The sequence below is a fragment of the Acidovorax facilis genome, assembly GCF_023913775.1.
In the GTDB taxonomy this organism is placed as follows: Bacteria; Pseudomonadota; Gammaproteobacteria; order Burkholderiales; family Burkholderiaceae_C; genus Acidovorax; species Acidovorax facilis.
This window is the reverse complement of sequence record NZ_JAMXAX010000097.1, coordinates 1-22946: the sequence shown is the minus strand read 5'-3', so window position 1 is coordinate 22946 and position 22946 is coordinate 1. Positions and strand designations below refer to the sequence as shown.

At 64.7% G+C, this 22946-nt stretch carries 22 protein-coding genes; 6 read left to right on the top strand and 16 right to left on the bottom strand.

Features of this window, described 5'->3' with window-relative positions; genetic code table 11:
- Positions 1-86: 86 nt before the first annotated feature.
- Positions 87-1055, bottom strand: coding sequence for a hydroxymethylglutaryl-CoA lyase (locus NFX52_RS21565; RefSeq protein ID WP_055398681.1), 969 nt, complete (start codon positions 1053-1055; stop codon positions 87-89).
- Between the two features lie 122 nt (positions 1056-1177).
- Between NFX52_RS21565 and NFX52_RS21560 the strand changes: the two genes are divergently transcribed.
- The 3 genes from NFX52_RS21560 to NFX52_RS21550 all read left to right on the top strand — a co-directional run bounded on the left by NFX52_RS21560 (position 1178) and on the right by NFX52_RS21550 (position 3181).
- Positions 1178-2083 carry a LysR family transcriptional regulator gene (locus NFX52_RS21560; protein ID WP_055398682.1) on the top strand — a complete coding sequence of 302 codons (906 nt, stop codon included), beginning with the start codon at positions 1178-1180 and terminating at the stop codon, positions 2081-2083.
- Positions 2084-2362: 279 nt separating this feature from the next.
- Entirely contained in the window at positions 2363-2671 is a 309-nt protein-coding gene (locus NFX52_RS21555; protein ID WP_010464095.1) for a winged helix-turn-helix transcriptional regulator, read from the top strand.
- Positions 2672-2821: 150 nt separating this feature from the next.
- Positions 2822-3181, top strand: a complete 360-nt coding sequence (locus tag NFX52_RS21550; RefSeq protein ID WP_055398683.1) for an FKBP-type peptidyl-prolyl cis-trans isomerase — start codon at positions 2822-2824, stop codon at positions 3179-3181.
- A 45-nt stretch (positions 3182-3226) separates the two neighbouring features.
- Here the strand turns inward: NFX52_RS21550 and NFX52_RS21545 are convergent.
- From NFX52_RS21545 to ppsA, 5 genes are all read right to left on the bottom strand, one after another.
- Positions 3227-4485, bottom strand: a protein-coding gene (locus tag NFX52_RS21545; RefSeq protein ID WP_238385630.1) for an IS3 family transposase whose coding sequence is annotated in 2 segments (ribosomal slippage) — positions 3227-4137 and positions 4137-4485 — 1260 coding nt in all. Because the reading frame shifts where the segments join, the coding sequence is not laid out codon by codon here.
- A gap of 149 nt (positions 4486-4634) precedes the next feature.
- Positions 4635-5141 carry a hypothetical protein gene (locus NFX52_RS21540; RefSeq protein WP_055398686.1) on the bottom strand — a complete coding sequence of 169 codons (507 nt, stop codon included), beginning with the start codon at positions 5139-5141 and terminating at the stop codon, positions 4635-4637.
- A 166-nt stretch (positions 5142-5307) separates the two neighbouring features.
- Positions 5308-7398 (bottom strand): VC_2705 family sodium/solute symporter, encoded by a 2091-nt coding sequence (locus NFX52_RS21535; protein ID WP_121420625.1) that lies wholly within the window; start codon positions 7396-7398, stop codon positions 5308-5310.
- Between the two features lie 2 nt (positions 7399-7400).
- Complete coding sequence (locus NFX52_RS21530) at positions 7401-7745, bottom strand: DUF4212 domain-containing protein (RefSeq protein ID WP_055398688.1); 345 nt, start codon at positions 7743-7745, stop codon at positions 7401-7403.
- A 67-nt stretch (positions 7746-7812) separates the two neighbouring features.
- A complete protein-coding gene (gene ppsA / locus NFX52_RS21525) occupies positions 7813-10203 on the bottom strand; it encodes a phosphoenolpyruvate synthase (protein ID WP_055398689.1) in 2391 nt (796 codons plus the stop codon).
- Positions 10204-10467: 264 nt separating this feature from the next.
- Here ppsA and ppsR point away from each other — a divergent pair, with 264 nt between their 5' ends.
- Positions 10468-11289, top strand: coding sequence for a posphoenolpyruvate synthetase regulatory kinase/phosphorylase PpsR (gene ppsR, locus NFX52_RS21520; RefSeq protein ID WP_055398690.1), 822 nt, complete (start codon positions 10468-10470; stop codon positions 11287-11289).
- 172 nt (positions 11290-11461) lie between these two features.
- Here ppsR and NFX52_RS21515 read toward each other — a convergent pair whose 3' ends face one another.
- Positions 11462-12391, bottom strand: coding sequence for a LysR family transcriptional regulator (locus NFX52_RS21515; RefSeq protein ID WP_055398691.1), 930 nt, complete (start codon positions 12389-12391; stop codon positions 11462-11464).
- Between the two features lie 109 nt (positions 12392-12500).
- Between NFX52_RS21515 and NFX52_RS21510 the strand changes: the two genes are divergently transcribed.
- Positions 12501-13487 carry a 2Fe-2S iron-sulfur cluster-binding protein gene (locus NFX52_RS21510; RefSeq protein ID WP_055398692.1) on the top strand — a complete coding sequence of 329 codons (987 nt, stop codon included), beginning with the start codon at positions 12501-12503 and terminating at the stop codon, positions 13485-13487.
- A gap of 19 nt (positions 13488-13506) precedes the next feature.
- On the opposite strand, the gene maiA is transcribed toward NFX52_RS21510, so the two are convergent.
- The 8 genes from maiA to NFX52_RS21470 form a co-directional block, all read right to left on the bottom strand.
- Positions 13507-14145: a maleylacetoacetate isomerase gene (gene maiA / locus NFX52_RS21505; protein ID WP_055398693.1), complete on the bottom strand. Its 639-nt coding sequence runs from the start codon at positions 14143-14145 to the stop codon at positions 13507-13509.
- Between the two features lie 14 nt (positions 14146-14159).
- Complete coding sequence (locus tag NFX52_RS21500) at positions 14160-15161, bottom strand: Bug family tripartite tricarboxylate transporter substrate binding protein (protein WP_055398694.1); 1002 nt, start codon at positions 15159-15161, stop codon at positions 14160-14162.
- 53 nt (positions 15162-15214) lie between these two features.
- A complete protein-coding gene (locus NFX52_RS21495; RefSeq protein ID WP_207402102.1) occupies positions 15215-16339 on the bottom strand; it encodes a cupin domain-containing protein in 1125 nt (374 codons plus the stop codon).
- 31 nt (positions 16340-16370) lie between these two features.
- Complete coding sequence (locus tag NFX52_RS21490; protein ID WP_055398696.1) at positions 16371-17087, bottom strand: fumarylacetoacetate hydrolase family protein; 717 nt, start codon at positions 17085-17087, stop codon at positions 16371-16373.
- 228 nt (positions 17088-17315) lie between these two features.
- A complete protein-coding gene (locus NFX52_RS21485) occupies positions 17316-18593 on the bottom strand; it encodes an NAD(P)/FAD-dependent oxidoreductase (protein ID WP_055398697.1) in 1278 nt (425 codons plus the stop codon).
- 19 nt (positions 18594-18612) lie between these two features.
- Positions 18613-18936, bottom strand: coding sequence for a non-heme iron oxygenase ferredoxin subunit (locus NFX52_RS21480; protein WP_082437470.1), 324 nt, complete (start codon positions 18934-18936; stop codon positions 18613-18615).
- A gap of 9 nt (positions 18937-18945) precedes the next feature.
- Positions 18946-19419, bottom strand: coding sequence for an aromatic-ring-hydroxylating dioxygenase subunit beta (locus NFX52_RS21475; RefSeq protein WP_055398708.1), 474 nt, complete (start codon positions 19417-19419; stop codon positions 18946-18948).
- Between the two features lie 2 nt (positions 19420-19421).
- Positions 19422-20747 (bottom strand): aromatic ring-hydroxylating dioxygenase subunit alpha, encoded by a 1326-nt coding sequence (locus NFX52_RS21470; RefSeq protein ID WP_055398699.1) that lies wholly within the window; start codon positions 20745-20747, stop codon positions 19422-19424.
- Between the two features lie 362 nt (positions 20748-21109).
- On the opposite strand from NFX52_RS21470, the gene NFX52_RS21465 reads away from it, so the two are divergent.
- A complete protein-coding gene (locus NFX52_RS21465; RefSeq protein ID WP_055398700.1) occupies positions 21110-21361 on the top strand; it encodes an ATP-binding protein in 252 nt (83 codons plus the stop codon).
- Positions 21362-21531: 170 nt separating this feature from the next.
- On the opposite strand, the gene tnpC is transcribed toward NFX52_RS21465, so the two are convergent.
- On the bottom strand, positions 21532-22946 hold a 1415-nt coding region (gene tnpC / locus NFX52_RS21460; protein WP_055398701.1), incomplete at its 5' end, for an IS66 family transposase.

Here is a 22946-nt window from a genome sequence, read left to right as displayed (position 1 = left end):
ACGCGCAGGCCTTCGAGCGGCAGGCGGGGGGATGGTGGGGTGGCGGGTGTGTCGTCGTTCATGTTCAGGGCGTTCCGAAAAGGGGTTCAGGCGGTTGCTGCTTCGTGCAGCGCGGCAGGTGCGGCATTCTGCGGCAGCCCGGCCTGCCACAGCGTGCCATGCAGGGTCTCGCCCGCCAGCCATCCGGCCACGCGCTGGCGCAGCGCGAGCAGCGCAGTCACATCGATGCCGGTGGCGATGCCCATGCGATCCAGCATGAACACCAGGTCTTCGGTGGTGACGTTGCCGCTGGCGCCCGGCGCGTGCGGGCAGCCGCCAATGCCCGCCAGACAGGCGTCGAAGCGGGTGATGCCTGCCTGCCAGGCGGCATAGACGTTGGCCAAGCCCATGCCGCGCGTGTCGTGGAAGTGCGCGCAGGCCAGGCGGTCGCCCACCAGCGCACGCGCTTTGCCAAACAGGCGGGCGACCGAGGCCGGGTCGGCATAGCCCACGGTGTCGGCCAGGCTCACGCGGTCGGCGCCCGCATCCAGCAGCGCTTGCATCAGGCGCAGCACCTCGCTCTCGGCCACCTCGCCCTGCAAGGTGCAACCAAAGGCCGTTCCCACGCCACCTTCGATCAATGTGCGGCTGCCGCTGGCATCGCGCAGCGCGCGGATGTGGGCCACCTCGGCCACCACCTCGTCGGGCGTCTTGCGCAGGTTGGCCAGGCTGTGGGCGTGGCTGGCAGACAAGGGCACCACCATCAAGTCAGCGCCCTGCTCCAGCGCGCGTTCGGCGCCTTTGTAGTTGGGCACGAGCACCGAGGCCACCAGGCCCGGCAGGGTTTTGGCGTGGGCCAGCACCTCGGCCGTATCGGCCAGCTGGGGCAGCAGCCGGGCGGGCACGAAGGAGCCCACCTCGATCTCGCGCTGGCCAGCGGCGTAGGCGGCGTTGATCCAATCGATCTTGTGCGCGGTGGAGACCACGGTGGCAATGCTTTGCAGGCCGTCGCGCAGACCCACTTCGCGGACGGTGGCACGCGCCGGGGTGGTGGAAGCGGTAGAGGGGGTAAGCACTGCGTTGTCTCCGGCGGGTGGTGTTCTGCCGTCGATTCTAGAAATTCCCAACAGAATCAGAAAATACATTTTGGAAGCCATATGATTCCAAACAGGAATATCAAACACCTGGAGACGAGCCCATGCGCGATCTGGACCTGCAGACCCTGCGCCTCTTTGCCGCCGTGTGCGAGCAGCGCAGCATCGCGCGCGTGGCCGAGCAGGAGTCCATCGTGGGCTCGGCCATCAGCAAGCGGCTGGCGCAGCTGGAAGACACCGTGGGCACGCCCCTGCTACTGCGCAAACGCCGTGGCGTGGTGCCCACCCCGGCGGGCGAAACCCTGCTGGAGCACGCGCGCACCATGCTGGCCAGCGTGGGCCAGATTGAACGCGACATGGCGGCCTATGCCACCGGCACGCGGGGACATGTGCGCATGCTGGTCACGGCCTCGGTGATGGCCGAATCACTGGCAGACGACGTGGCCGCTTTTCTGCAAGATCCGGCGCACCGCGACATCCAGGTAAGCCTGGAGGAGCGCGTGAGCCCGGACGTCGTACAGGGCATCCGCGACGGCAGTGCCTCCATCGGCATCTGCTGGGACGCGGCCGACCTGACAGGCCTGGAAACCTGCGGCTACCGTACCGACCACCTGGCCGTGGTGGCCCATGCGCTGCACCCGGTGGCCCAGCACCAGAGCGTGCGTTTTGCCGACGTGCTGGACCATGAATTCGTCAGCATGCCCGCACTGAGCGCCGTGCAGGTGTTGCTGGCGCGCGCTGCGGCCGTGGAGGGAAAGATGCTGGCGCACCGGGTGCTGGTGTCCAACTTCGATGCGGCACTTCGGGTGGTGCGGGCCAACCTGGCCATCAGTGTCGTGCCGCGCGAAGTGGCCCTGCCTTTTGCCCAGACTGCGCCCATCCGGGTGGTTCCACTGAGCGACCCTTGGGCCCGGCGGCGCTTCGCCATCTGTTACCGCAGCGCCCAGATGCTGGCCCCGGCCGCACAGTTGCTGGTCAGCCATCTGGCAGGGCTGGGCCGTCAGGAATGACCGACTAGGAGCCTATCAGGTATGGCGAATGGACCGCAGCAGTCCATTTTTCGCTTTCGACGCTCTAAGTCCTACAGGCTCCTAGAACCGTGGCCCTACCGCAACAGTTTGACTTGTAACACAGGTTTTTCGGGGTGTAGCGCATGTGTGGTGTGCGTTCTGAGCTACCAAACTTGTAGCAAAATGGGTTCCGCGCTATAGTCTCAGCGCATCACCGGGCCCGGCATTCGCCCACCCGAATGAATATTTGATCCAACACTTGCGCGAGGAGAAGCGTCCATGAGCTCCAAAGAAAATGCCGCCATCAACCAGTTGTTCGAGCGGCTCGAATGCCGTTACGCACTGCGCGTGCTGTGGGCCCTGAAGGACGGTCACCCCCAGACCTTCCGCCTGCTGCAGGACAGCGTGGGGGGCATCACCCCCAACACACTCAACACCCGCATCAAGGAACTGCGCGAAGCCGGTTTTGTAGACCACGGCAGCGACGGCTACACCGTCACCCCCTCGGGCGCCGACCTGCTCAAGCGCCTGTCGGACGTGCAGGCCTTCGCCACCCGCTGGGTCGCTGGCCGCGCCAAAAAAGCCTGACGCCAAACAGCTCCCCTGCCCCACTCAGGGAAAAGCCCCGCCGGACCTCCGCGCGGGGCTTTCGTTAAAATGGGGGTCAAAAATGCTGCTAGCGCTTAACCATCAAGCGCCAATAGCTCTTTTTTTAATAGCAAACAAGGAATTTCACCCATGGCACTGACCACCACCGCATCCGGCCTGCAATACGAAGACACCACCGTGGGCGAAGGAGCCGAAGCCACCAAGGGCCAGAACGTGTCGGTGCACTACACCGGCTGGCTCTACAACAACGGCGAGCAAGGTGCCAAGTTCGACTCCAGCCGCGACCGCAACGACCCCTTCGAGTTCTCGCTGGGCGCGGGCATGGTCATCAAGGGCTGGGACGAAGGCGTGCAAGGCATGAAGATCGGTGGCCAGCGCACCTTGATCATTCCTGCCGCCCTCGGCTACGGTGCACGCGGCGCGGGCGGCGTGATTCCACCGAACGCCACGCTCAAGTTCGATGTGGAACTGCTGAAGGTCGGCCGCTGAGCGCTGCGCCCTGTGACGCTGACCCGTCCTGGAATAGGTTGACCCCTATGCGGGATTGAATCCCAGCCGCAATTGGCTTGCAAGAGACGCCCGGTGCATCGCATCGGGCGTTTTGTATTCTAGGGACAGGTGGGGCCGCTGCTCGTTGTATAGACGCACTGACTCGCTCACCATGGTCTTGGCCTGCTCAAGGTTTGCCGGGCGGTGCAGCAGGAATTCCATCTTCAGGATGCCGTTAACCCGTTCTGCCAAGGCATTCTGGTAGCAGTCGTAGCCATCGGTCATCGAGCACGTGATCTCATGGCGGTCATGGATGCGTTGGTACTCCGCCGAACAGTATTGGATGCCCCGATCAGAGTGGTGCACCAGCTTCTGGCTGGTCTGCCTGTTGCGCAGAGCCATTTTCAGCGCCTGGCTGACCTGAGCAGTCTCCAGCCCTTCATGTACATGCCAGCCCACGATCTTGCGGGAATAGGCATCCGTTACCAGGCTCAGGTAAGCCGGTTTTTCTTTGGTGGGCAGGTAGGTAATGTCTGCCACCCACAGCTGTTCGCAGCCGCTAGGTACCACCTTGGCTGCTGTGTCTTTAAGTAGGTTGGGATGGCGCCGGAAGCGATGGTGGCTGTTGGTGGTCTTGTGGTACGCCCGCTTGGGCAAGACCAGCATCCGTTCATGACGCAGGATGTCGAACAAGGCATCGCGGCCGAGCTTGATGCCCGCGTGCTGCAGCGGCTCCTTCAGAATAAAGTGCAGCTTGCGTGTGCCGATGCGCGGCTGGTGTCGCCGCTTCTCATCGACCATGGCCACTACGCTGGCCTGTTGTTCATCGCGCAGCCGTTGGCAGGCCAGGGCCTTGTAGTGCGCCTGCCGACTGATGCCCATGTACTGGCAAGCTCTCACAACGCTCAGCCCTTGGACGAGCTTTTCTTGGAGGACTTGCCAGCAGGCTTTTTTGTGATGGTTACCCCATGTTCGCGCTTGAGCACATGGATCACCGCCTCAAAGAACTGCGCTTTCTCCTGCGCCTGCTTCAGTTGCACCTCCAGCTCCTTGATGCGCTGCTCGGGTGTCAGCGGCTTGGATGGCTCTTGCATGGGTGTGGGTCCTTTGAAGCCCGATGATGCGGCCTTCCAGTCCTGGCGGCCATGCTTGCGCAGCCAGACCAGCACGGTCGAGGCACCCTGGATGCCATAGCGCTCCTGGGCTTGCCCGTACGTCAGCTCGCCTCTTTCTACCTGATCCACCACCGCCAGCTTAAAGGCCAGTGTGTAGTCCTTCTGCGTTCTCTTAACCCATTGATCCACTTGACTTTCCTTCCTGATGAACAGAAAGGTGTCAACCTCATTCAGGACGGGTCACGCACCAAACACAAAGCGGCCTGGGGCCGCTTTTTTTGTGCCAACACTTCACGCATGAACCTGGTGCGCCTCTCGGGGGAGAGGATCCGGGCGCCTCAATCAAAAAGCGCTTCGTCCAGCCGCTTGAATTTGGCGTCACCCACCGCCTCGCGGATCTTGGGTGCCAGCGCCGCCAGATCCTCGAAGCTGCCCGCCCCTTCCACCGCCAGATTCAACCGGAACCCACGCAGCCCCAGCCCCGCTGTCAGTTCGGTGGCGATCGGGTAGGCCGCCTGGTAACGCTCCTTGGGTGAGCGCCCGGAGCCCTCCAGCGGCGACGCCACCGTCCCCAGATCGGTGGCCGGTGCAGGCTCTGCCGTCGCATCATGCGGGGTGGCAAAAGCTGCAGGCAGAGACTGCCCCGGCAGCGGAGCCAGCAGTCCCTGCGCAATCATGGCCTGGACATCCTCCTGCGTGATCCCCATGGCTGCCGTGGCCGCCAGTATTTCGCCCGTAGAGCGCTTTCCGTCAAAAAGAATAAAAGCCGAGCGCTGGCGTGAGCTGAGGCTACCGCGCCGATCCTTGAGCGCTTCCTGCCCTGCCTGCGTTTTGACGAGAACCATGAATCTCCTTGAGCTGAACCATTGTGGTGTGACCGAAGCTCACCCCGACAGGTAAGCTTTTACGTCCCAGATTCTCACGTTTGCGCAGGCTTGGTAATCGGGGTTTACGCATAACCCATTAGCAGGCGCACGGGCAGGGCACTCCAGCCTGCCAACCCAAGTCCCCCTACATCTCGGACCGGATGCGCGGCAGCGCCGGGGCAGGCCGGGTCAGCCAGCTCACCACCACCGTCGCTACCAAGCCGGTGGGCACGCCAAACACCCCGGCCGAGACGGGCTGAATACCAAACCACAGCCCGTCTGCCAGCAGCCAGCTGGGCAGCGCGCGCATGGCGGGCACATGCGACAGCAGGTAGTACACCGCCACGCCAAGCCCTGCCAGCATGCCCGCCACCGCCCCCTGCCGCGTGGTGCCGCGCCAGAAGATGCCCAGCACCATCACCGGCACAAAGGCCGAAGCCGCCAACGAGAACGACGCCGACACCATCGGCAGAATCTCAGAGGGTTTGAGCGCCGCTACAAATGCTGCCGACAGGGCCACGGACAGCAAGGCAAACTTGCTCAGAATCACACGCTGCTCCGGCGACGCCTGGCGCTTTGCGTCCTGAAAATACAGGTCGCGCACCAGGGCGTTGCTGATGGTGAGCAGCAGCCCATCAGCGGTAGACAGCGCCGCCGCCAGCCCGCCAGCCGCCACCAGGCCCGACACCACATAGGGCAAGCCCCCCAGCTCCGGCGTGGCCAACATGATGAGGTCGGCCCCCAGCCGGATCTCTCCAAACTGCACGATGCCGTCAGCGTTCACGTCTTCCACCGACAACAGCGAGCTGTCCACCCGCGCCCATTGGGCCATCCAGGTGGGCAAAGCCTCGAAACTGCTGCCCACCAGGTTTTGCATGACCTCGAATTTCACCAGCACCGCTAACGCGGGCGCACTCAGGTACAGCAAGGCGATGAAAAACAGCGACCACGCCACCGATGCCCGCGCCGCCGACACCGTGGGCGAGGTGTAGTAGCGCGTGAGCAGGTGCGGCAAGCCTGCCGTGCCCACCATCAGGCAGAACATGAGTGCCAGGAAGTTGCGGCGCGTCAGCTCGTAGTCGCGTTGCTCGTCGGGCGTGCCCTGCGGGTCACCCACATACGCCTGGCTGTGCAGGGGCAAGCCGCCCAGGGGGCGCGCACGTTCGTAGTTCTCGCGCATTTCGCGGGTCCAGCGTTCGCGCGCCGCTGCGGCATCGCGCGGCAGGGCCGCCAGCTCGCGGCTGGCCGTGACGATCAAGCCTACATCGGCGTTCTGGGTGCGCAGCGCGCGAATGCGCTCCCGCCCTTTCTCGCGCTCACGCTCCAGGGCGCCTTCCACATCACGCAGCCGCGCCTCAAAATCCTGGGCGCGCCGCAGGTAGGTCTGCACCACCTGATGCTCTGCGGGGGAATCGAGCAGCTGCGCTTCCAGGTCGGCGATCTTGCTGATCTGCGCGCCATAGACTGCGGGCGCCAACGGGTTGCCCAATTGTTTGTACGCCAGCCAGGACACTGGGATCAGGAACGCCAGCAGCACCACCACATACTGCGCCACCTGCGTCCAGGTGATGGCGCGCATGCCACCGAGGAAGGAGCACAGCAGCACCCCGCCCAGGCCCAGCATGATGCCGATCTCGAACTGCACACCGGTCAGGCGCGAAGCGATCAGCCCCACACCGTAAATCTGCGCCACCACGTACGTGAACGAACAGAGCACCGCCGCCAGCGCCGCAATCACACGCGGCCACCGGCCGCCAAAACGCACATGGAAAAAATCGGGCACGGTGTACAGGCCCATGGCGCGCAGGTGCGGTGCGATCAGCATCGCCACCAGGCAAAAGCCTCCCGTCCACCCCAGCAGATAGGCCAGCCCCCCGGCCTGCCCCGGTGTGCCGGAAAAACCCTGCAGGTAAAGCGCCCCCGACAGACTGATGAACGATGCGGCACTCATCCAGTCTGCCGCTGCCGCCATGCCGTTGTACATGGGCGGAATGCGCCGACCCGCCACGTAGTATTCCTCGGGGTCGGTGGTACGGCCATAGACACCGATGCCCGCGTAGACCATCACCGTGAGGAAAAGAAAAATCGGCCCGATCCAGTGCCGCGAAAGCCCCTGGTGCTCTGCCCAGGTCATCAGCGCCAGAAAGGCCAGCACCCCGGTCACATACAGCGCCAGGATGCGGTGCAACCGCCACAGATAGGCCCGATCGGTGTCGGAAGAATTGTTTTCAGCCATGGTCAGCCGTGGGGGCGGTCCGCGTCGTCCGAAAGGGCTGCGGCATCCGCTGCCAGGCGCTCCGCATCCTGCCGTTCGAAGCGGTTCATGGCCCAGCCATAGACCACCACAATGCCAATGAACACCAGCACTGCCCCCTGCGCCGCAATCCAGTAACCCAGGGGCCACCCGCCAAAGACCAGCACTTGCAGGTCCCGGGCGAAGTAGGTGGCACCAAACGACACCAGCGCCCATAGCAGCAGCAAGCCGGCCTTGAGCTTGAGGTGCCGCACATCGTGCAGATCGGGCGGGAACGGGCCCGCCATTTCGGCATCTGCAGAACGCCGGTGCTGCTGCGGTGGCTGCATCACAGGCACGGCATCAGGGACGCAGTGGCGGGTGGTGCAGTCGGCACATGGCAGCCCGGTCGGAGCGTCAGCCTGCCAGTTGCTGCCAGGTGGCGATCACGCTGTCGGGGTTGAGCGAGATCGACGAGATGCCTTCCTTGGCCAGCCACTGCGCAAAGTCAGGGTGGTCGCTGGGGCCCTGGCCGCAGATGCCGATGTACTTGCCCTGGGCCAGGCAGGCCTTGATGGCCTGATGAATCAGTGCCTCGACAGCGGGGTCACGCTCATCAAAGTCCTGCGCCAGCAGCTCCAGGCCCGAATCACGGTCCAGGCCCAGCGTGAGCTGGGTCAGGTCGTTGGAGCCGATGGAGAAGCCGTCGAAGAACTCCAGGAAGCGCTCGGCCAGGATGGCGTTGCTCGGCACTTCGCACATCATGATGACCTTGAGATCGTCCTTGCCGCGCTGAAGGCCATGGGTGGCCAGCAGCTTGGTCACGCGCTCGGCCTGGCCCAGCGTGCGCACAAACGGCACCATCACCTGCACGTTGGTCAGGCCCATGTCGTTGCGCACGCGCTTGAGCGCCTCGCACTCCATGGCAAAGGCTTCACCGAAGTCTTCGCTGATGTAGCGGGCTGCGCCACGGAAGCCCAGCATCGGGTTTTCTTCCTCGGGCTCGTAGCGGCTGCCGCCGATCAGCTTGCGGTATTCGTTGGACTTGAAGTCCGAGAGGCGCACGATGACGGGCTTGGGCCAGAAGGCGGCCGCAATAGTGGCCACGCCTTCGGCGACCTTGTCCACATAGAACGCCCTGGGGCTGGCATGGCCACGGGCCACGGACTCCACGGCCTTCTTCAGGTCGGCATCGATCTGGGGGTAGTCCAGGATGGCCTTGGGGTGCACACCAATGTTGTTGTTGATGATGAACTCCAGCCGGGCCAGACCCACGCCTTCGTTGGGCAGCTGGCAGAAGTCAAAGGCCAGCTGGGGGTTGCCCACGTTCATCATGATCTTGGTCTTGATGGGGGGCATCGCGCCGCGCTGCACTTCGGTCACTTCGGTTTCAAGCAGGCCGTCATAGATCTTGCCCGTGTCGCCCTCGGAGCAGCTCACCGTGACCAGCGTGCCGTCCTTCAGCCGCTCGGTCGCGTCGCCGCAGCCCACCACGGCCGGGATGCCCAGCTCGCGCGCAATGATGGCGGCGTGGCAGGTGCGGCCGCCCCGGTTCGTGACGATGGCGCTGGCGCGCTTCATCACGGGTTCCCAGTTGGGGTCGGTCATGTCGGTCACGAGCACATCGCCGGGCTGGACCTTGTCCATCTCGGAAATGTTGTGCACCAGGCGCACCGGGCCGGTGCCAATCTTCTGGCCAATGGCGCGGCCCTCGGCCAGCACGGTGCCATGGCCCTTGAGCTTGTAGCGCAGCTCGGCCTGGCCCTTGGCCTGGCTCTTCACCGTCTCGGGGCGGGCCTGCAGGATGTAGAGCTGGCCGTCGGTGCCGTCCTTGCCCCACTCGATGTCCATGGGGCGGCCATAGTGCTGCTCGATCACGAGCGCGTAGCGCGCCAGTTGCTCCACGTCGGCGTCGGTCAGCGAGTAGCGGTTGCGCTGCTCGGTGGGCACATCAATGGTCTTGACGAGCTTGCCGCTGGCGGCCTTTTCCTCAGGCGTGGAGAACACCATCTGGATCAGCTTGCTGCCCAGGTTGCGGCGGATCAGCGCCTTCTTGCCGGCCTGGAGCATGGGCTTGTGCACGTAGAACTCATCGGGGTTCACGGCGCCCTGCACCACGGTTTCGCCCAGGCCGTAGCTGCTGGTGATGAAAACCACGTCTTCAAAGCCGGATTCGGTGTCGATGGTGAACATCACGCCGGCAGCGCCCAGGTCGGAGCGCACCATGCGCTGCACACCGGCCGACAGGGCCACCACATCGTGCTCGAAGCCCTTGTGCACCCGGTAGGAAATGGCGCGGTCGTTGTACAGCGACGCGAACACTTCCTTCATCTTGTGCATGACTTCGTCGATGCCCACCACGTTCAGGAAGGTTTCCTGCTGGCCGGCAAACGATGCGTCGGGCAGGTCCTCGGCCGTGGCGGAAGAGCGCACGGCAAAAGAGGCAGCGGGGTTGCCAGCACTCAGCTTGGCAAATTCGTCGGCAATGGCCTTTTGCAGGTCGGCCGGGAAGGGCTGGGCCTCGACCATGGCGCGGATTTCTGCACCCACTTGTGCAAGCGCGCGCACGTCTTCGGTGTCCAGGCTCTTGAGCTTGGCGCTAATGCGGTCGGCCAGGCCGTCATAGGCCAGGAACTCGCGGAACGCGTGGGCGGTGGTGGCAAAGCCCGTGGGCACACGCACGCCCTGCGGCAGCTGGGAGATCATCTCGCCGAGGCTGGCGTTTTTACCGCCAACGACCTCGACATCGGTCATTCTCAGGTTTTCAAACGGTACGACCAGGGCGGTCGGGCTGAAAAGTGCAGACATGGGAAAGCTCCAGAAGTTGAAACCGGGTCTGCGTGCCGGGCCCTGGATGGCTCCTGGCAGGCGGCCATGCACGGCCTGAGGCTTTGTCGTTGTGGTTGTGGGCCGACGCGGTGCATGGTGAGAATTGGATAATTGTGACAATTGTAGGCCCGAGCATCTGGCAGCGGGCTGACGCTTTCACGCGACTTACGCAAATCGGGCAATCACCACTTCTTTGTGGTGGCAACCCGGCTGGCGCAAGCCGCATCCAAAAAAAGGGGCTCCATGCACTCGCGCACCGTATTTTTTGTCTCTGACGGCACCGGTATCACCGCCGAAACCTTCGGCAACGCCATCCTGGCCCAATTCGAGATGAAGCCGCGCCATGTGCGCCTGCCCTTCATCGACACGGTGGACAAGGCCCACCAAGCCGTGCGGCAGATCAACCACACCGGAGAAGTCGAGGGCAAAAAGCCCATCGTCTTCACCACGCTGGTCAACATGGAAGTGCTCAAGGTCATCCAGGACGGCTGCAAGGGCATGCTGCTCGATATGTTCGGCACCTTCGTCCACCCGCTGGAGCAGGAGCTGGGCATCAAATCGCACCACCGTGTGGGCCGCTTCAGCGACGTGAGCCGCAGCAAGGAATACACAGACCGCATCGAAGCCATCAACTTCAGCCTGGCCCATGACGACGGCCAGAGCAACCGCGACCTGGCAGGTGCCGACGTGATCCTGGTGGGCGTGAGCCGCAGCGGCAAGACCCCCACCAGCCTGTATCTGGCCATGCAATGTGGCCTGAAAGCCGCCAACTACCCGCTGATCCCCGAGGATTTCGAGCGCCGCCAGCTGCCCCCTGCCCTGGTGCCGTTTCGCAGCAAGATCTTTGGCCTGACCATCAGCCCCGACCGCCTGGCCGAGATCCGCGCCGAGCGCCGCCCCAATTCGCGCTACGCCAGCCTGGAGAACTGCCGCATGGAGGTCTCCGAAGCCGAGGCCATGATGCGCCGCGCAGGCATCCGGTGGTTGTCCACCACCACCAAGTCGATTGAAGAGATTGCGACGACCATCCTGCAGGAGATTCGGCCGGAGAGGCTGGTGTATTGAGCAGCGTTGCATGGCAAGTACGACTCAACCTCCCTCGGGGGCCATGGCAGAATTTATGCAAAAACAGGCTCTACCGCCCTACTGACAAGCGCAACACGCTATAAATAATATAGCAATGTTCTCACAGGACCGGTGGTGCAGTCTGGCTTGCGCCGCAAGCCCCGCCCGCAGATCACGGCAGACCACCTCCTGCGGGGCCATCGCCCCCAAACAATTCAAACACCATGCTGCGCAGCCATTGGTTCACCGGCTCGCGGTGCACCTTGGCGTGCCAAAACACGCTGATGGGCGCGTCAGGCAGTTTGACGGGGTGCGTGCGCACCACCAGGCCAAAGGGCTCGACCAGCTTGAGCGCCAGCCGCTCGGGCACCGTCGCCACCAGCGCCGTGCTTTGGAGGATGTGGCCCACGCTCACAAAGTGCGGCACGCTCAGCCGCACCAGACGGTCGATGCCAGCCTTCTGGATAAGCTCGTCCACCTTGCCGTGCCCCGTGCCCGCTGACACGATCACCAGGTGCTCTGCCGCCTTGTAGTCCGACAACAGCAGCTTGGGCCGGTCCAGCGCGTGGCCCTTGCGGAACAGGCACACATAGCGCTGGCGGAACAAGCGCCGCTGGAAGAACCCCGCTTTCAACTGCGGCAGCAGGCCGATGGCCAGGTCCACCTTGCCAGCCTCCATGTCTTCGCGCAGATGGGTCGCGTTGTTGCGCACGGTGTTCAGCGTGACGCCCGGCGCCTCCCGCCCCAGGCGCTCCAGCAGCGCGGGCAGGAAGACGATCTCGCCAATGTCTGTCATGCCGATGGTGATGGTGCGCTTGAGCGTTGCGGGCGTGAACTGCGTGCGCTGGTTCAGCCCGCTGTGGATCATGCCCAGCGCATACCCCACGGATTCGCCCAGTTGCTCGGCAAAAGGCGTGGGCACCATGCCGCCCGAGGTGCGCAAGAACAGCTCGTCGCCAAAAATGCGCCGCATCTTGGCGAGCGCATTGCTGACCGCAGGCTGTGTCAGCCCCAGGTTGTCGGCCACCTTCGACACGCGTCGTTCGACCATGAGTTGCTGAAACAGCACCAGCAGGTTCAGGTCGATATCCGATAGCTCCATCGCGACTCCATCAGCTCGGGTGATATGAAGTGCCCATCGTATTGCAGCCAGTGATTGGCAGGCGCAATTCTGGGCACAATCGCCCGCATGACCTTGAACGCAGCCCGCCATGGACATCCTCGTTCAGCCGCTTAACCGCGTGATCCGCGCCGAGCCCGGCGTGAACCTGCTCGACGCCCTGCGCGCGGCGCAGGTTCCGATGTCGTATTCGTGCCTGTCAGGCCGCTGCGGCATCTGCCGCTGCCGGGTGCTGTCTGGTGAGGTGCTCGATGGCGGGCGCGAGCAGCAACGCCCGCTGGACGGCGTGGACGGTGCCGTGCTGGCCTGCCAGACCTATGTGACCGAGCCCTGCACCATCGAAGTGCCCGCCCCCGAAGAGGCCGTGGTGCACCGCGCCCGCGTGGCCAAGGCCACCGTGGTGGCCATCGAGCCACTGGCGGCAGACATCCGGCGCCTGCTGCTCAAGGTGGCAAAGCCCATTGCGTTTTCACCGGGGCAGTACATGCAGCTGGGGTTCACGCCGACGCACGTGCGCCCCTACTCCATGGCAAACCTGCCGGGCGAACCGCTGCTGGAGTTTCATGTGCAACTCATGCCCCAGGGCCGGGTCAGCGGCTACATCGCCGGGCAGCTGAAGGTGGGGGACAAGGTGAAGGTCAGCGGGCCGCTGGGTGCGGCGTATCTGCGCCAACAGCACACGGGGCCCATGCTGTGCGTGGCTGGGGGCACCGGGCTGGCGTCAGTGCTGTCGGTGGTGCGCGGCGCGGTGGCTGCGGGCATGCGCAACCCCATTCACCTGTACTTCGGCCTGCGCTCGCCGCGCGAGCTGTATGGCCTGGAGTGGCTGGACCATTTGCGCAGCGTGCACCCGGCCCTGCAGGTGCATGTGGTGGTGGCCTCGGGCGCCGACCCTGCCACGCAGCGGCGCGGGCTGGTGACCCAGGCCATCGAGCAGGACCACGCCAGCCTGCAAGGCTGGCAGGCGTATCTGTGCGGCTCGCCGCCGATGGTAGAGACCACCACGCTGCTGGCGCTGGGCAAAGGCATGGAGGCGGCGCACCTCCATGCCGAGGCTTTCTACATGCAGGGCGATTGAGGGGTACCCGCTTTCAGGCTCAGCCCGCATCCGGCTGCGCGCTGGGCGCCGCCTTGCGAAACGCTTCCAGCTGCGCGCAGGCCGCGTCCACCGCCTGCACCAGCGGCCAGCGCGACACATCCACCTTGAAGCGGCGCGCGCTCTCCACCTGCGGAACCAGGTACACATCGGCCAGCGTGGGGGTGCTGCCAAAGCAGAAGTCACCGCGCTGCGGGTCCTTCGACAGCAGCGCCTCGATGGCATCAAAGCCCGCGCTGATCCAGGTGCCGCACCAGTCGTTCACAGCAGCCTCGTCGGCACCAAAGCGGTGGCGCAGCGCCTCCAGAATGCGGCGGTTGTTGATGGGATGGATGTCGCAGCCCACGATGGCAGCCAGGGCGCGCACCTGGGCGCGATCGCCTGCATCGCCGGGCAGCAGCGGTGGGGTGGGATAGCGCTCTTCGAGCCACTCGATGATGGCGGGCGACTGGATCATCAGGCGCTCGTCGGTCTCCAGCACGGGCACCAACTGCTGCGGGTTGATGGCCTTGAAGGCATCGCCCAGATGTTCCTCGCGCCGCAAATCGACCGCAATCTGCTCGTAGGCCAGCCCCTTGAGGTTGAGCGCAATGCGCAAGCGGTGGGATGTTCCGCTGCGGAAGAAGGAATAGAGCCTCATGGTCAGTCTCCGTCTCAGTCCAGGGCAATCTTGGCACGCTTGACGACTTCACCAAACGTGCGCGAATCGCGTTCAATGGCCTTGGTGAGTTCGGCGGGCGGGCCGATGTAGGGCTCAAACCCGAAGGTCGCCAGGCGCTCCTTGACCTCTGAAGTGGCCAGCACCTTGCCCACGTCGGCATTGATCTTTTCGATGGCGGCCTTCGGCGTGCCAGCAGGCGCGAACAGGCCCACCCAAGTCTTCACTTCAAACCCAGCCGGGCCGCCCGCTTCGCCCATGGTCGGAATGTCGGTGAAGCCCGCCAGGCGCTGGGGCGCAGCCAGGGCCAGAAACTTCACCTTTTTGGCCTGGAACATTGGCCCGGCCGTCGCCGCCGTGCCAAACGCCCACTTGATGTCGCCCGTGGCCACAGAGGTGTAGACGCTGCCCATGTCCTTGTACGGCACATGCATCATCTTCGTGCCCGTTGCTGCCTCCAGACTCGCCGCGCCCACATGGGCCACGCTGCCGATGCCCCAGGAGCCGTAGGTGATGTCGCCCGGCGCCGCCTTGGCCGCCTTGATCAGATCGCCCACATCCTTCCAGGGCGAGTTGGCCGCCACCACCACAAAGAAGTTCGTGAAATACACCGGAGCGACGGGCTCGAAATCTTTGGTCGGGTCATAGGGCAGTTGCTTGAACACATGCGGCTGCAGGGCCATGTGCGTGTTGTCCACCTGCAGCAAGGTGTAGCCGTCTGGCGCTGCGCGCTTGGCATCGCCGATGGCGATGAAACCGTTGGCGCCTGGTTTGTTGTCGATGACAAGTTGCTGCCCCCAGTTGCGCGACAAGCGCTCGCTGAGGATGCGCATCACCGCATCGGGGCCGCTGCCGGGCGAATACGGCGCGACGGAGCGGACGGGCTTGGCGGGGAAGGTCTGCGCCACGGCGTTGGGCAAGCTCGCGGCGGCCACAAGGGCCAGCGCGCAAAGCGCCAGGGCAGGTCTAAAAATCTGTGAACGAATGGCGGTCAGCATGGGGGTGTCTCCTTGGTTTTATGAAAGCCGAATCCGGCTTGGTGAGTGATGGATCAAACAGTGACTTGCACACGGTGGCTGTGCAGCGCCTCAAAAATCGGCGCGTCGCTGAAGCGGAACAGGTCGAGTGCGCCAGCAGCAGATGCCTGGGCCGAGAACGGTTGCCACGACGGCACCACAAACAGGTCGCCCCGCGCCACCTGCCAGGTGCGCTCACCCACCGTGACGGTGCCGCTGCCATCAAACACCTGGAACACGGACGAACCCACCTCACGCTGAACCCGCGTTGCACCGCCCGCGCGCACGCGGTGCATTTCGGTCCGCATCGTGGGCAACACATCGGCGCCGGTGGTGGGGTTGGTAAAGCGCACCGCCGCGTGCCCGGGGCTCAGCGTGCCCGCCTGGCCTTCGTCTTCCAACGCCAGCTGATCGGCCAGTGCACGGTCGGTGTCCACCCAGCGGTAGGCCAGCAGCGGCGTGGCGGGCTGCGCCTGCACCATCGATACCGGGCGCAGGCCCGGGTGGCCCCACAGCCTTTCGGAATAAGAACGCTCGGCGGTGGTGCGCTCGGCGGGCGGGAGCTTCTCGCGCCCCACTTCGAAGAACTGGCTCTCGGTGTAGTACGAGAACGGAATGTCCAGGCCGTCGATCCAGGCCATGGGCTCGGTGGCAGCGTTGTGGTGGGCATGCCAGTTCCAGCCCGCCTGCGGCAGAAAGTCGCCGCGCGACATGCGCACCGCATCGCCATTCACCACGGTCCAGACGCCCTCGCCTTCCACCACAAAACGGAACGCGTGCTGCGTGTGCCGGTGCTCGGGGGCGTCTTCGCCGGGCATCAGGTACTGAATGGCGGCCCACAGCGTGGGCGTGGCAAAGGGGCGCCCACCCAGCGCCGGGTTGGCCAGCGCAATCGCACGGCGCTCCCCGCCACGGCCCACAGGCACGATGGCGCCCGCCTGTGCGGCCAGGGCCTTCAAGCGGTCCCAGCGCCACAAGTGCGGCACGGCCTTGGATTGGGGCTGGCGGGGCATCAGGTCGCCAATCTGCGTCCAGAGCGGTACCAGCAGCTCTTGCTCAAAGCCCCGGTACAGCTGCTCCAGCTCGGGCGTGGGCTCGGGCTGGCCTTTGCCCGCAACGGCGTGCAGCCGCACGGGGGAAGGCGTGAGGTCGGTGGTCATGGTGGGGTTGTCTCCTGGATGTGGTTTTTTCTTATTCCGCCGGGCCAACGTGGAGCACGATGCTGCCCACGCCTTCAATGTGGCCGTCGATGCGGTCGCCTGCCAGCACGGGGCCTACGCCCTCGGGCGTGCCGGTAAAGATCAGGTCACCCGGCTGCAGGTGGTAGAACTTGGACAGGTCGGCAATCAGCTCGGGGATGTTCCAGATCAGCTTGGACAGGTCGGACTTCTGGCGCACCGTGCCATTGACCGACAGCTCCAGCTCGCCCTGGCCCAGCACCACCTGCGGCATGGGCACGATCTCTGAGACCACGGAGGACTGCTCCACATCCTTGCCCAGGTCCCAAGGCCGGCCCTTGTCGCGCGCCACCAGTTGCAGGTCGCGGCGCGTCATGTCCAGGCCGCAGGCATAGCCATAGATAAGGCGGGGCGCATCGGCCTCGCTCACACGAAAACCGGGCGCACCAATGGCCAGCACCAGTTCCATTTCGTGGTGGTAATTCTGGGTGCCGGGTGGGTAAGCCACGGTCGCGCCAGACTCCACCAGCGTGGACGGTGCCTTGGTGAAATAGAACGGCACTTCCACCGACTTGTCCACCGGGCGCCCCATCTCGACCGCATGCGCGTGGTAGTTGCGGCCCACAAAGAACAGCCGGTGGATGGGCAGGCGCTCGCTGCGGCCACGCACAGGCAGCGAATAGACGGGGGGCGGGGTCCAGAGGTAAGTGGTTGACGTGGTTGCGGTCATCAGTGGTTTCCTTTTGCTAATGCTGTGTTGGTAGTGGTGCTGCGGTTTCGGCATTCGTCTGCTGAAGCCGTTCACGCTGAGCGCAGTCGAAGCGCCGCGCAAGGCTTCGACAAGCTCAGCCCGAACGGGTATTTCAAGAACGGACATTTCAAGTTCCATGACGCTCCATCAAATTCATCCCCCTGAACCGTTCACGCTGAGCACCGTCGAAGCGCTGCGCAGGCTGTGTCACAGCTTGGCCATCGGGGTACCCAGGTCGGCCAGCCGCTCGGCATCCACCGGCTTGCGCAGCTCGATCAGCCTGCGGGCAAAGCGCAGGTCGCGCGCTGCGTTGGCCCCTACGGCGGCCTGCACCACATCGCCCGCCAGGTAGAACAGCACAAAGCTGCCGCTGGCCGGGTCGCCGCGCTGAACCACGCGGTGCGCAGGCGTGGGCATGCCGTAGATCTGCAGGTTCATGCCGTACTGGTCGGACCAGAACCACGGCAGCGGCTGGTAGTCCACGGCCTGGCCCAGGGCCGAGCGCGCAGCGGCCATGCCCTGCTCTTGCGCGTTCTGCCACGACTCCAACCGCAGGCTGCGGCCCGCCCAGGGATTGGGTGCCACGGCCACATCGCCTGCGGCCAGGATGTGGGGGTCGGACGTGCGGCATTGGGCATCGACCCGCACGCCGCCGTCGCAGGCCAGGCCCGCCGCGCGCGCCAGATCGTCGTTGGGCACCAAGCCAACGCCCAGCACGATGGTGTCGCACGCCAGCGCGCTGCCATCGGCCAGCAAGACCTCCAAGTGGTCATCTGCAGCGCGGGCAAAGCCCCGCACTCCCGCGCCCAGCAGTACGCGCACGCCCTGGGCGCGGTGCAGCGCCAACAGATACGCGGACACCTCTGCAGGCACGGTGCGTTCACACAAGCGGCTTTGCGTCTCCACCACCACCACTTCCGCGCCCTGCTGGCGTGCGGTGGCTGCCACTTCCAGGCCGATCCAGCCACCGCCCACCACCACCACGCTGCGGCCGGGCCGAAGGGCCGGGGCCAGCGCCTGCGCATCTTCAAGGGTGCGCAGCGTATGCAGCGGCACCTGATCGGCGCCCGGCACGGCGAGCCGCCGGGCGCGCCCCCCGGTGCACAGGATGAGCTTGTCGTAGGGCTGCACTGCGCCATCCGACAGCAGCACCTGCCTGGCGGCGCGGTCAATGCGGCGCACCTGCACGCCGGGCCGCCAATGCACCGCCAGGGCGTCAAAGGCCTCGGGTTTCATGAGGCGCGTGCTCTCCGGCGCGGCGGCGCCCGAAAGCACGGCCTTCGACAGCGGTGGCCGCTCGTGCGGCGGGTGGGCTTCGTCACCGATCAGCACAATCTGGCCCGCAAAGCCTTCATTGCGCAGCGTTTGCGCTGCCCAGCCGCCCGCCTGGCCCGCACCGACGATCACGATGGTGTGGGCCGGTTGGACGTTTGCGCCTTCATGCGGCAATGCAGCGGCCTCGACCTCAGGTCGTTCGGCAGTCATTGGGGGCTCCTTGAGAGGTTCAGTCCAGGGCCAGCCACACGCGGCCGCCCTCGATCTTCACAGGGTAGCTGCGCAGCGGCTCGGTCACCGGCGCACAGGTGGGCATGCCGTTGCGCACATCAAACTTGCCCTGGTGCAAAGGGCATTCGATCTCGTGCCCTTCCAGAAACCCATCGCACAGTCGCGCATGGCCGTGGGTGCAGATGTTATCGGTGGCAAACACCTCGCCGCCCACGCCATACAGCGCAATGTCGCGCCCGGCGATGGCCAGGCCGATCACGTCATCCTCGGGCACATCGCCGTGCGCGGCGGCGTCAATCCAGTGCGTCGTCATCGTCGTCATGGCAGTTCCTCAGATGGGGTAGATCAGCGAGTTGGGGATCATCTCGCTGTCGTAGACGACCAGGCGCGACGCGAACTTCAGGCCCTCGGGCGTGGGCACCACCTCATCCAGCGTGCGCCCCACGTTGAACACCGTCGACTCCTTCGACAAGCGCGTGCGCAGCACCGCATAGTTGGCCTCGCAGTGGATGCGACCATCCGCATCCACCTTGTGCACCAGCGGCGCACCCACCACATGGCGCTGGTAGTAGGGGTCGTGGAACAGCGTCTCGCGGATGCCGTAGACGCGGTCCTTCAGCATGCCCTTGCTGTCAAACGCCAGCGTGGCCAGCGGAAACCCGCGCTCGTGGTTCTCGCGCGGCTGCAGCTTGTAAACGCAGTTCTCGATGAAAAACTCTGGCCACGCCTCCCAGTCCGCCGCGTCGAGTGCGCGGGCGTAGCGGGCGTAGAGCTGGTTCAGTTCAAAGTAGGTCTGGAAGTCCATGGTCATGCCTCCGCCTCCATCACCTTGCGCCAGTATTCGTACATGCCCCGGATCAGCGTCTCGGTCACCATGTGGTCCGTGTCGCCCACCTCGCGCCCCCCCAGCTCGGCCAGCGTGCGGTGCGCAGGCTTGGTCTCAAAGCCTTCTTGCGACCACTCGATCACCTCCCCATCGTCGGCCGACACAAAGCCCGCCGGGCCGAACAGATTGGCCTGGCGCAGGCGGCGCTGCGTCATTGCTTCGATGTCGTCTTCAAAGCCAAAGTGCGTCCAGACAAAATCGAAAGCGCCCTTGCCATCGGGCTGGATGTGGCGCGTGGACACGCTGTTGACCTGCTGCTGAAAAATCACGCTGGGGAACACGGTCATCATCACCGCCGTGGGCACAGATGCCGGTGCGTTGGGCGCCGCAGCATCACCACTGCTGGCAGCCAGGGGTGGCCCCGCCCACCAGTCCTCCTGCGCAATGTCCAAAAAGCGCGGGTCGTTCAGCTCCATGCCCGCCTTGAAGCTGGACACCTGCGTCACATCCGCCGCCTTGCCCGCCGCGCCACGGGTTGAGACCATGGCCGCGTGGCGGTGCTGCGCGTCCATCAGCAGTTGCGACTTGTTGTCCGCACGCCAGAGCCCAAAGGTGACGAACCAGGTGTGCAGCAGGCCGGGGTGGTACGGGTCCTTGATGTTCTCTTGCATCAGCTTCCAGTTGCCCGGAATGCGCTGGCGGTTGTAGCCCAGGATAGTGAGCTTGCGGCCATTGAACAGCCGGTCAAAGTAGCCCAGGATGGTGGGGCCCAAGAATTCCTCCAGCGGCTCCACGCTGTGGTCAAACGACGCAAACACCACGCCGCCACGGGTGGCCACCTTGAGCTTGGTCAGCCCATGCTCTGCCGGGTTGAAGTCCGCAGGCATGCCGCCATTGACCTTGCCATCCTGCTTCACGCCACGCCGAAACGGCACGCCCTGCAAGTCGCCCGACAAGGTGTAGTTCCACTGGTGGTACGGGCAGGTCAGGCTCTCGCGGTTGCCATGCCGCTCACGGCAAAACGCCATGCCTCGGTGGGCGCAGACGTTCTCCACCACATGGATCGAAGCGTCCTTGTCACGCACCAGCAGCACCGAGCGCTCTCCAATCACCGTGCGCTTGAAATCCCCCGCGTTGGGAATCTCAGCCTCCAAGCCAACGTAGCACCAGTGCCCGTTGTAGAACAAACGGTCCAGCTCCTTGCGGTACAGCGCCTCATCCGTATAGGCCTGAAAGGGAATGCGGCTGGTGCCATCCGTCTCCCAGCGGATCTGCTGCGGGAACACGGTCACGGGGCATTCATGCATGGGCGTCTCCTTTGTTTTTTGTCATCGCGGGTCTGTCGATCAATTCATCAGTCTTTTCGGGCCAGTGCGGATGCACTCAGCGCCTGGGGATCGATCATTCGCGCTGCAGCAATATCAGTCAATGGAACGCTGGTGATGTTTCATATCACTCAAACAAATATTGCTTTGGCGGCGGGGCAGGAGATTGCTGCGCCGTGCTGCGATGCAATGCGTGCACCATCGCTGGGCACATGGGGTCGCGTGAGCGAGTGAAACAAAAGGGGATAGTCGGTTTTCGTCGTCTCGACGATCGAGGCCACTAAACTGCGTGCTGAACTCGGCTGCACCTCGCGCGGGCGAGACGAATAACCAAGAGACTGAGCATGGCGACTCGACAAATCACAGGAAAGACGGAGATCAACGGGGAGGGGATCAAGAAGCACTTCCGAACCACTGATCCGTGGCGTGCGATCGCTGAGCTGGCTTGGAATGGCTTCGATGCCAAGGCGACTAATGTCGGAGTGCTGGTGGACGAAGGGCCAATGGGCGGCGCGACGCGAGTGGAGGTCTCCGATGACGGGGAAGGCATTGAGCTTGAGACGCACGCCGGTAAGCGTCCAGCCGAGGCATCTTGAGTTGAGCCACATGTCCCGCGAATATCGCGGGCATGATGAAGAAGGTGGATGCAGTTTGCGTGGCGACGATCGCGTTGTTTGCGCGCTGGCTCAGCGTTGCCGCGCTGGTCGCATGCATCCTTGTTCGAGCGAACCTGTGGACGCGGCGCGTCTATGCGTGCGTGCGGAGCTCAGTCGGCTGGCTGCCACTTGTGGGGCAGCAACTCCTCGATCCGGCTGTTCAACTGCGTCGGCAGCCGGGTGAGCACGTCCTTCAGATATGCCCAGGGCTCGTGACCATTGAGTCTGGCCGATTGCAGCAAACTCATCACGACGGCGGCCCGCTCCCCGGCCAGCTGGCTACCGATGAACAACCAATTGCGGCGCCCCAGAGCCCAGGGCCGAATCCGGTTCTCCACGTAGTTGTTGTCGATCGGCACATCGCCGTCCAGCAGGAAGCGGCCCAACCCCACCCAGTGGTTCAAGCTGTAGTCGATCGCCTTGGCAATGGCGCTGCCCTCGGGCACGCGGCTGCGCTCCAGTTGAAGCCACACGTGCAACTCCTCCCACAGGGGCCCAGACCGTTCCTGGCGCATCTGCAGCCTTTGCACGGTGCCCAACACCTTCGCGTCGGTCTCGATCCGGTACAGCCAGGCGATGCGCTGGATGGCCTGCGCGGCCACCACGCTCGCGTTGGCCTTGAAGAGTTCGTCAAACTTTCTCCTCGCGTGTGCAAGGCAATACGCGGTGCTGCGCCCATCCAGAGACAGCGCGGCGTCGTAGCCGCTGTAGGCGTCGACCACGAGCGTGCCCGTCCAACCGGCCAAGAATTCGACGGCGTATTTGCCCCCGCGCCCAGCGCAGAAGTCAAACACCACCCCCGGCTCGGGCTCGAAGGCGCCTCGCGCATAGGCCCACATGTAGGCCTTCTTGGTCTTGCCCCCACCAGGCTCCAGCAGTCCGATCGGCGTCTCGTCGGCGTGCACCACCCGCGCGCCGAGCACGAACGCCCGGTGCGCCTCGTACAGCGGCAGCAACTGCGCTCCAGTCTGTCCGCCCCAGGCCGCCAGCGTGGAGCGCGGCGTGTGCACGCCCGATCGGGCATTGACCTGCTCCTGCCGGTAGTAGGGGATGTGGTCGACGAAGCGGCTGACCGCGCTATGGGCCTGCAGGCCGGGCGTTGGCAGCGCGTTGTCAAAGACCTGGGGGGCGGCGGGCTCTTGCACCAGGATCTGGCAGCACCGGCAGGCCCACTTGCCCCGGATCTGGCGCTGCACGAAGAATTGCGCCGGAATGATGTCCAGCCGCTCGCTCACGTCCTCGCCCACGCGCACCATGGGTTGGCCACACTCTGGCGTCGGGCAGTTCGTATCCTCAGGCTCGATGCGCTGGTCCACGCGCGGCAGGTGCGCGGGCAGTGCTTCGCGCTTGGGTTGGCGTCGCTCTTGCTGCTGTGGTGCGCTGCTGCCTGGGGTGCTGCCCTGCTGCAAGGCGGCGAGCTGAGCTTGCAGGCTGGCCTGGTCGGCGGCCAGCGTCTCCTCGAAGATGTCGCGCTGCTCGGCGTTCATGGCTTCGGTCTTGGCACCGAACTTCCAGGCCTTCAGGC

What these genes read in the sequence shown, in the direction of transcription:
- NFX52_RS21555 (WP_010464095.1), top strand. Translation starts at nt 2,363, where the DNA reads ATGAGCTCCAAAGAAAATGCCGCCATCAACCAGTTGTTCGAGCGGCTC.
- NFX52_RS21470 (WP_055398699.1), bottom strand. Translation starts at nt 20,747, where the DNA reads ATGCATGAATGCCCCGTGACCGTGTTCCCGCAGCAGATCCGCTGGGAG.
- NFX52_RS21550 (WP_055398683.1), top strand. Translation starts at nt 2,822, where the DNA reads ATGGCACTGACCACCACCGCATCCGGCCTGCAATACGAAGACACCACC.
- NFX52_RS21480 (WP_082437470.1), bottom strand. Translation starts at nt 18,936, where the DNA reads ATGACGACGATGACGACGCACTGGATTGACGCCGCCGCGCACGGCGAT.
- NFX52_RS21540 (WP_055398686.1), bottom strand. Translation starts at nt 5,141, where the DNA reads ATGGTTCTCGTCAAAACGCAGGCAGGGCAGGAAGCGCTCAAGGATCGG.
- NFX52_RS21465 (WP_055398700.1), top strand. Translation starts at nt 21,110, where the DNA reads ATGGCGACTCGACAAATCACAGGAAAGACGGAGATCAACGGGGAGGGG.
- NFX52_RS21490 (WP_055398696.1), bottom strand. Translation starts at nt 17,087, where the DNA reads ATGACCGCAACCACGTCAACCACTTACCTCTGGACCCCGCCCCCCGTC.
- ppsR (WP_055398690.1), top strand. Translation starts at nt 10,468, where the DNA reads ATGCACTCGCGCACCGTATTTTTTGTCTCTGACGGCACCGGTATCACC.
- NFX52_RS21515 (WP_055398691.1), bottom strand. Translation starts at nt 12,391, where the DNA reads ATGGAGCTATCGGATATCGACCTGAACCTGCTGGTGCTGTTTCAGCAA.
- NFX52_RS21500 (WP_055398694.1), bottom strand. Translation starts at nt 15,161, where the DNA reads ATGCTGACCGCCATTCGTTCACAGATTTTTAGACCTGCCCTGGCGCTT.
- NFX52_RS21485 (WP_055398697.1), bottom strand. Translation starts at nt 18,593, where the DNA reads ATGACTGCCGAACGACCTGAGGTCGAGGCCGCTGCATTGCCGCATGAA.
- NFX52_RS21535 (WP_121420625.1), bottom strand. Translation starts at nt 7,398, where the DNA reads ATGGCTGAAAACAATTCTTCCGACACCGATCGGGCCTATCTGTGGCGG.
- maiA (WP_055398693.1), bottom strand. Translation starts at nt 14,145, where the DNA reads ATGAGGCTCTATTCCTTCTTCCGCAGCGGAACATCCCACCGCTTGCGC.
- NFX52_RS21510 (WP_055398692.1), top strand. Translation starts at nt 12,501, where the DNA reads ATGGACATCCTCGTTCAGCCGCTTAACCGCGTGATCCGCGCCGAGCCC.
- NFX52_RS21495 (WP_207402102.1), bottom strand. Translation starts at nt 16,339, where the DNA reads ATGACCACCGACCTCACGCCTTCCCCCGTGCGGCTGCACGCCGTTGCG.
- NFX52_RS21560 (WP_055398682.1), top strand. Translation starts at nt 1,178, where the DNA reads ATGCGCGATCTGGACCTGCAGACCCTGCGCCTCTTTGCCGCCGTGTGC.
- ppsA (WP_055398689.1), bottom strand. Translation starts at nt 10,203, where the DNA reads ATGTCTGCACTTTTCAGCCCGACCGCCCTGGTCGTACCGTTTGAAAAC.
- NFX52_RS21530 (WP_055398688.1), bottom strand. Translation starts at nt 7,745, where the DNA reads ATGCAGCCACCGCAGCAGCACCGGCGTTCTGCAGATGCCGAAATGGCG.
- NFX52_RS21475 (WP_055398708.1), bottom strand. Translation starts at nt 19,419, where the DNA reads ATGGACTTCCAGACCTACTTTGAACTGAACCAGCTCTACGCCCGCTAC.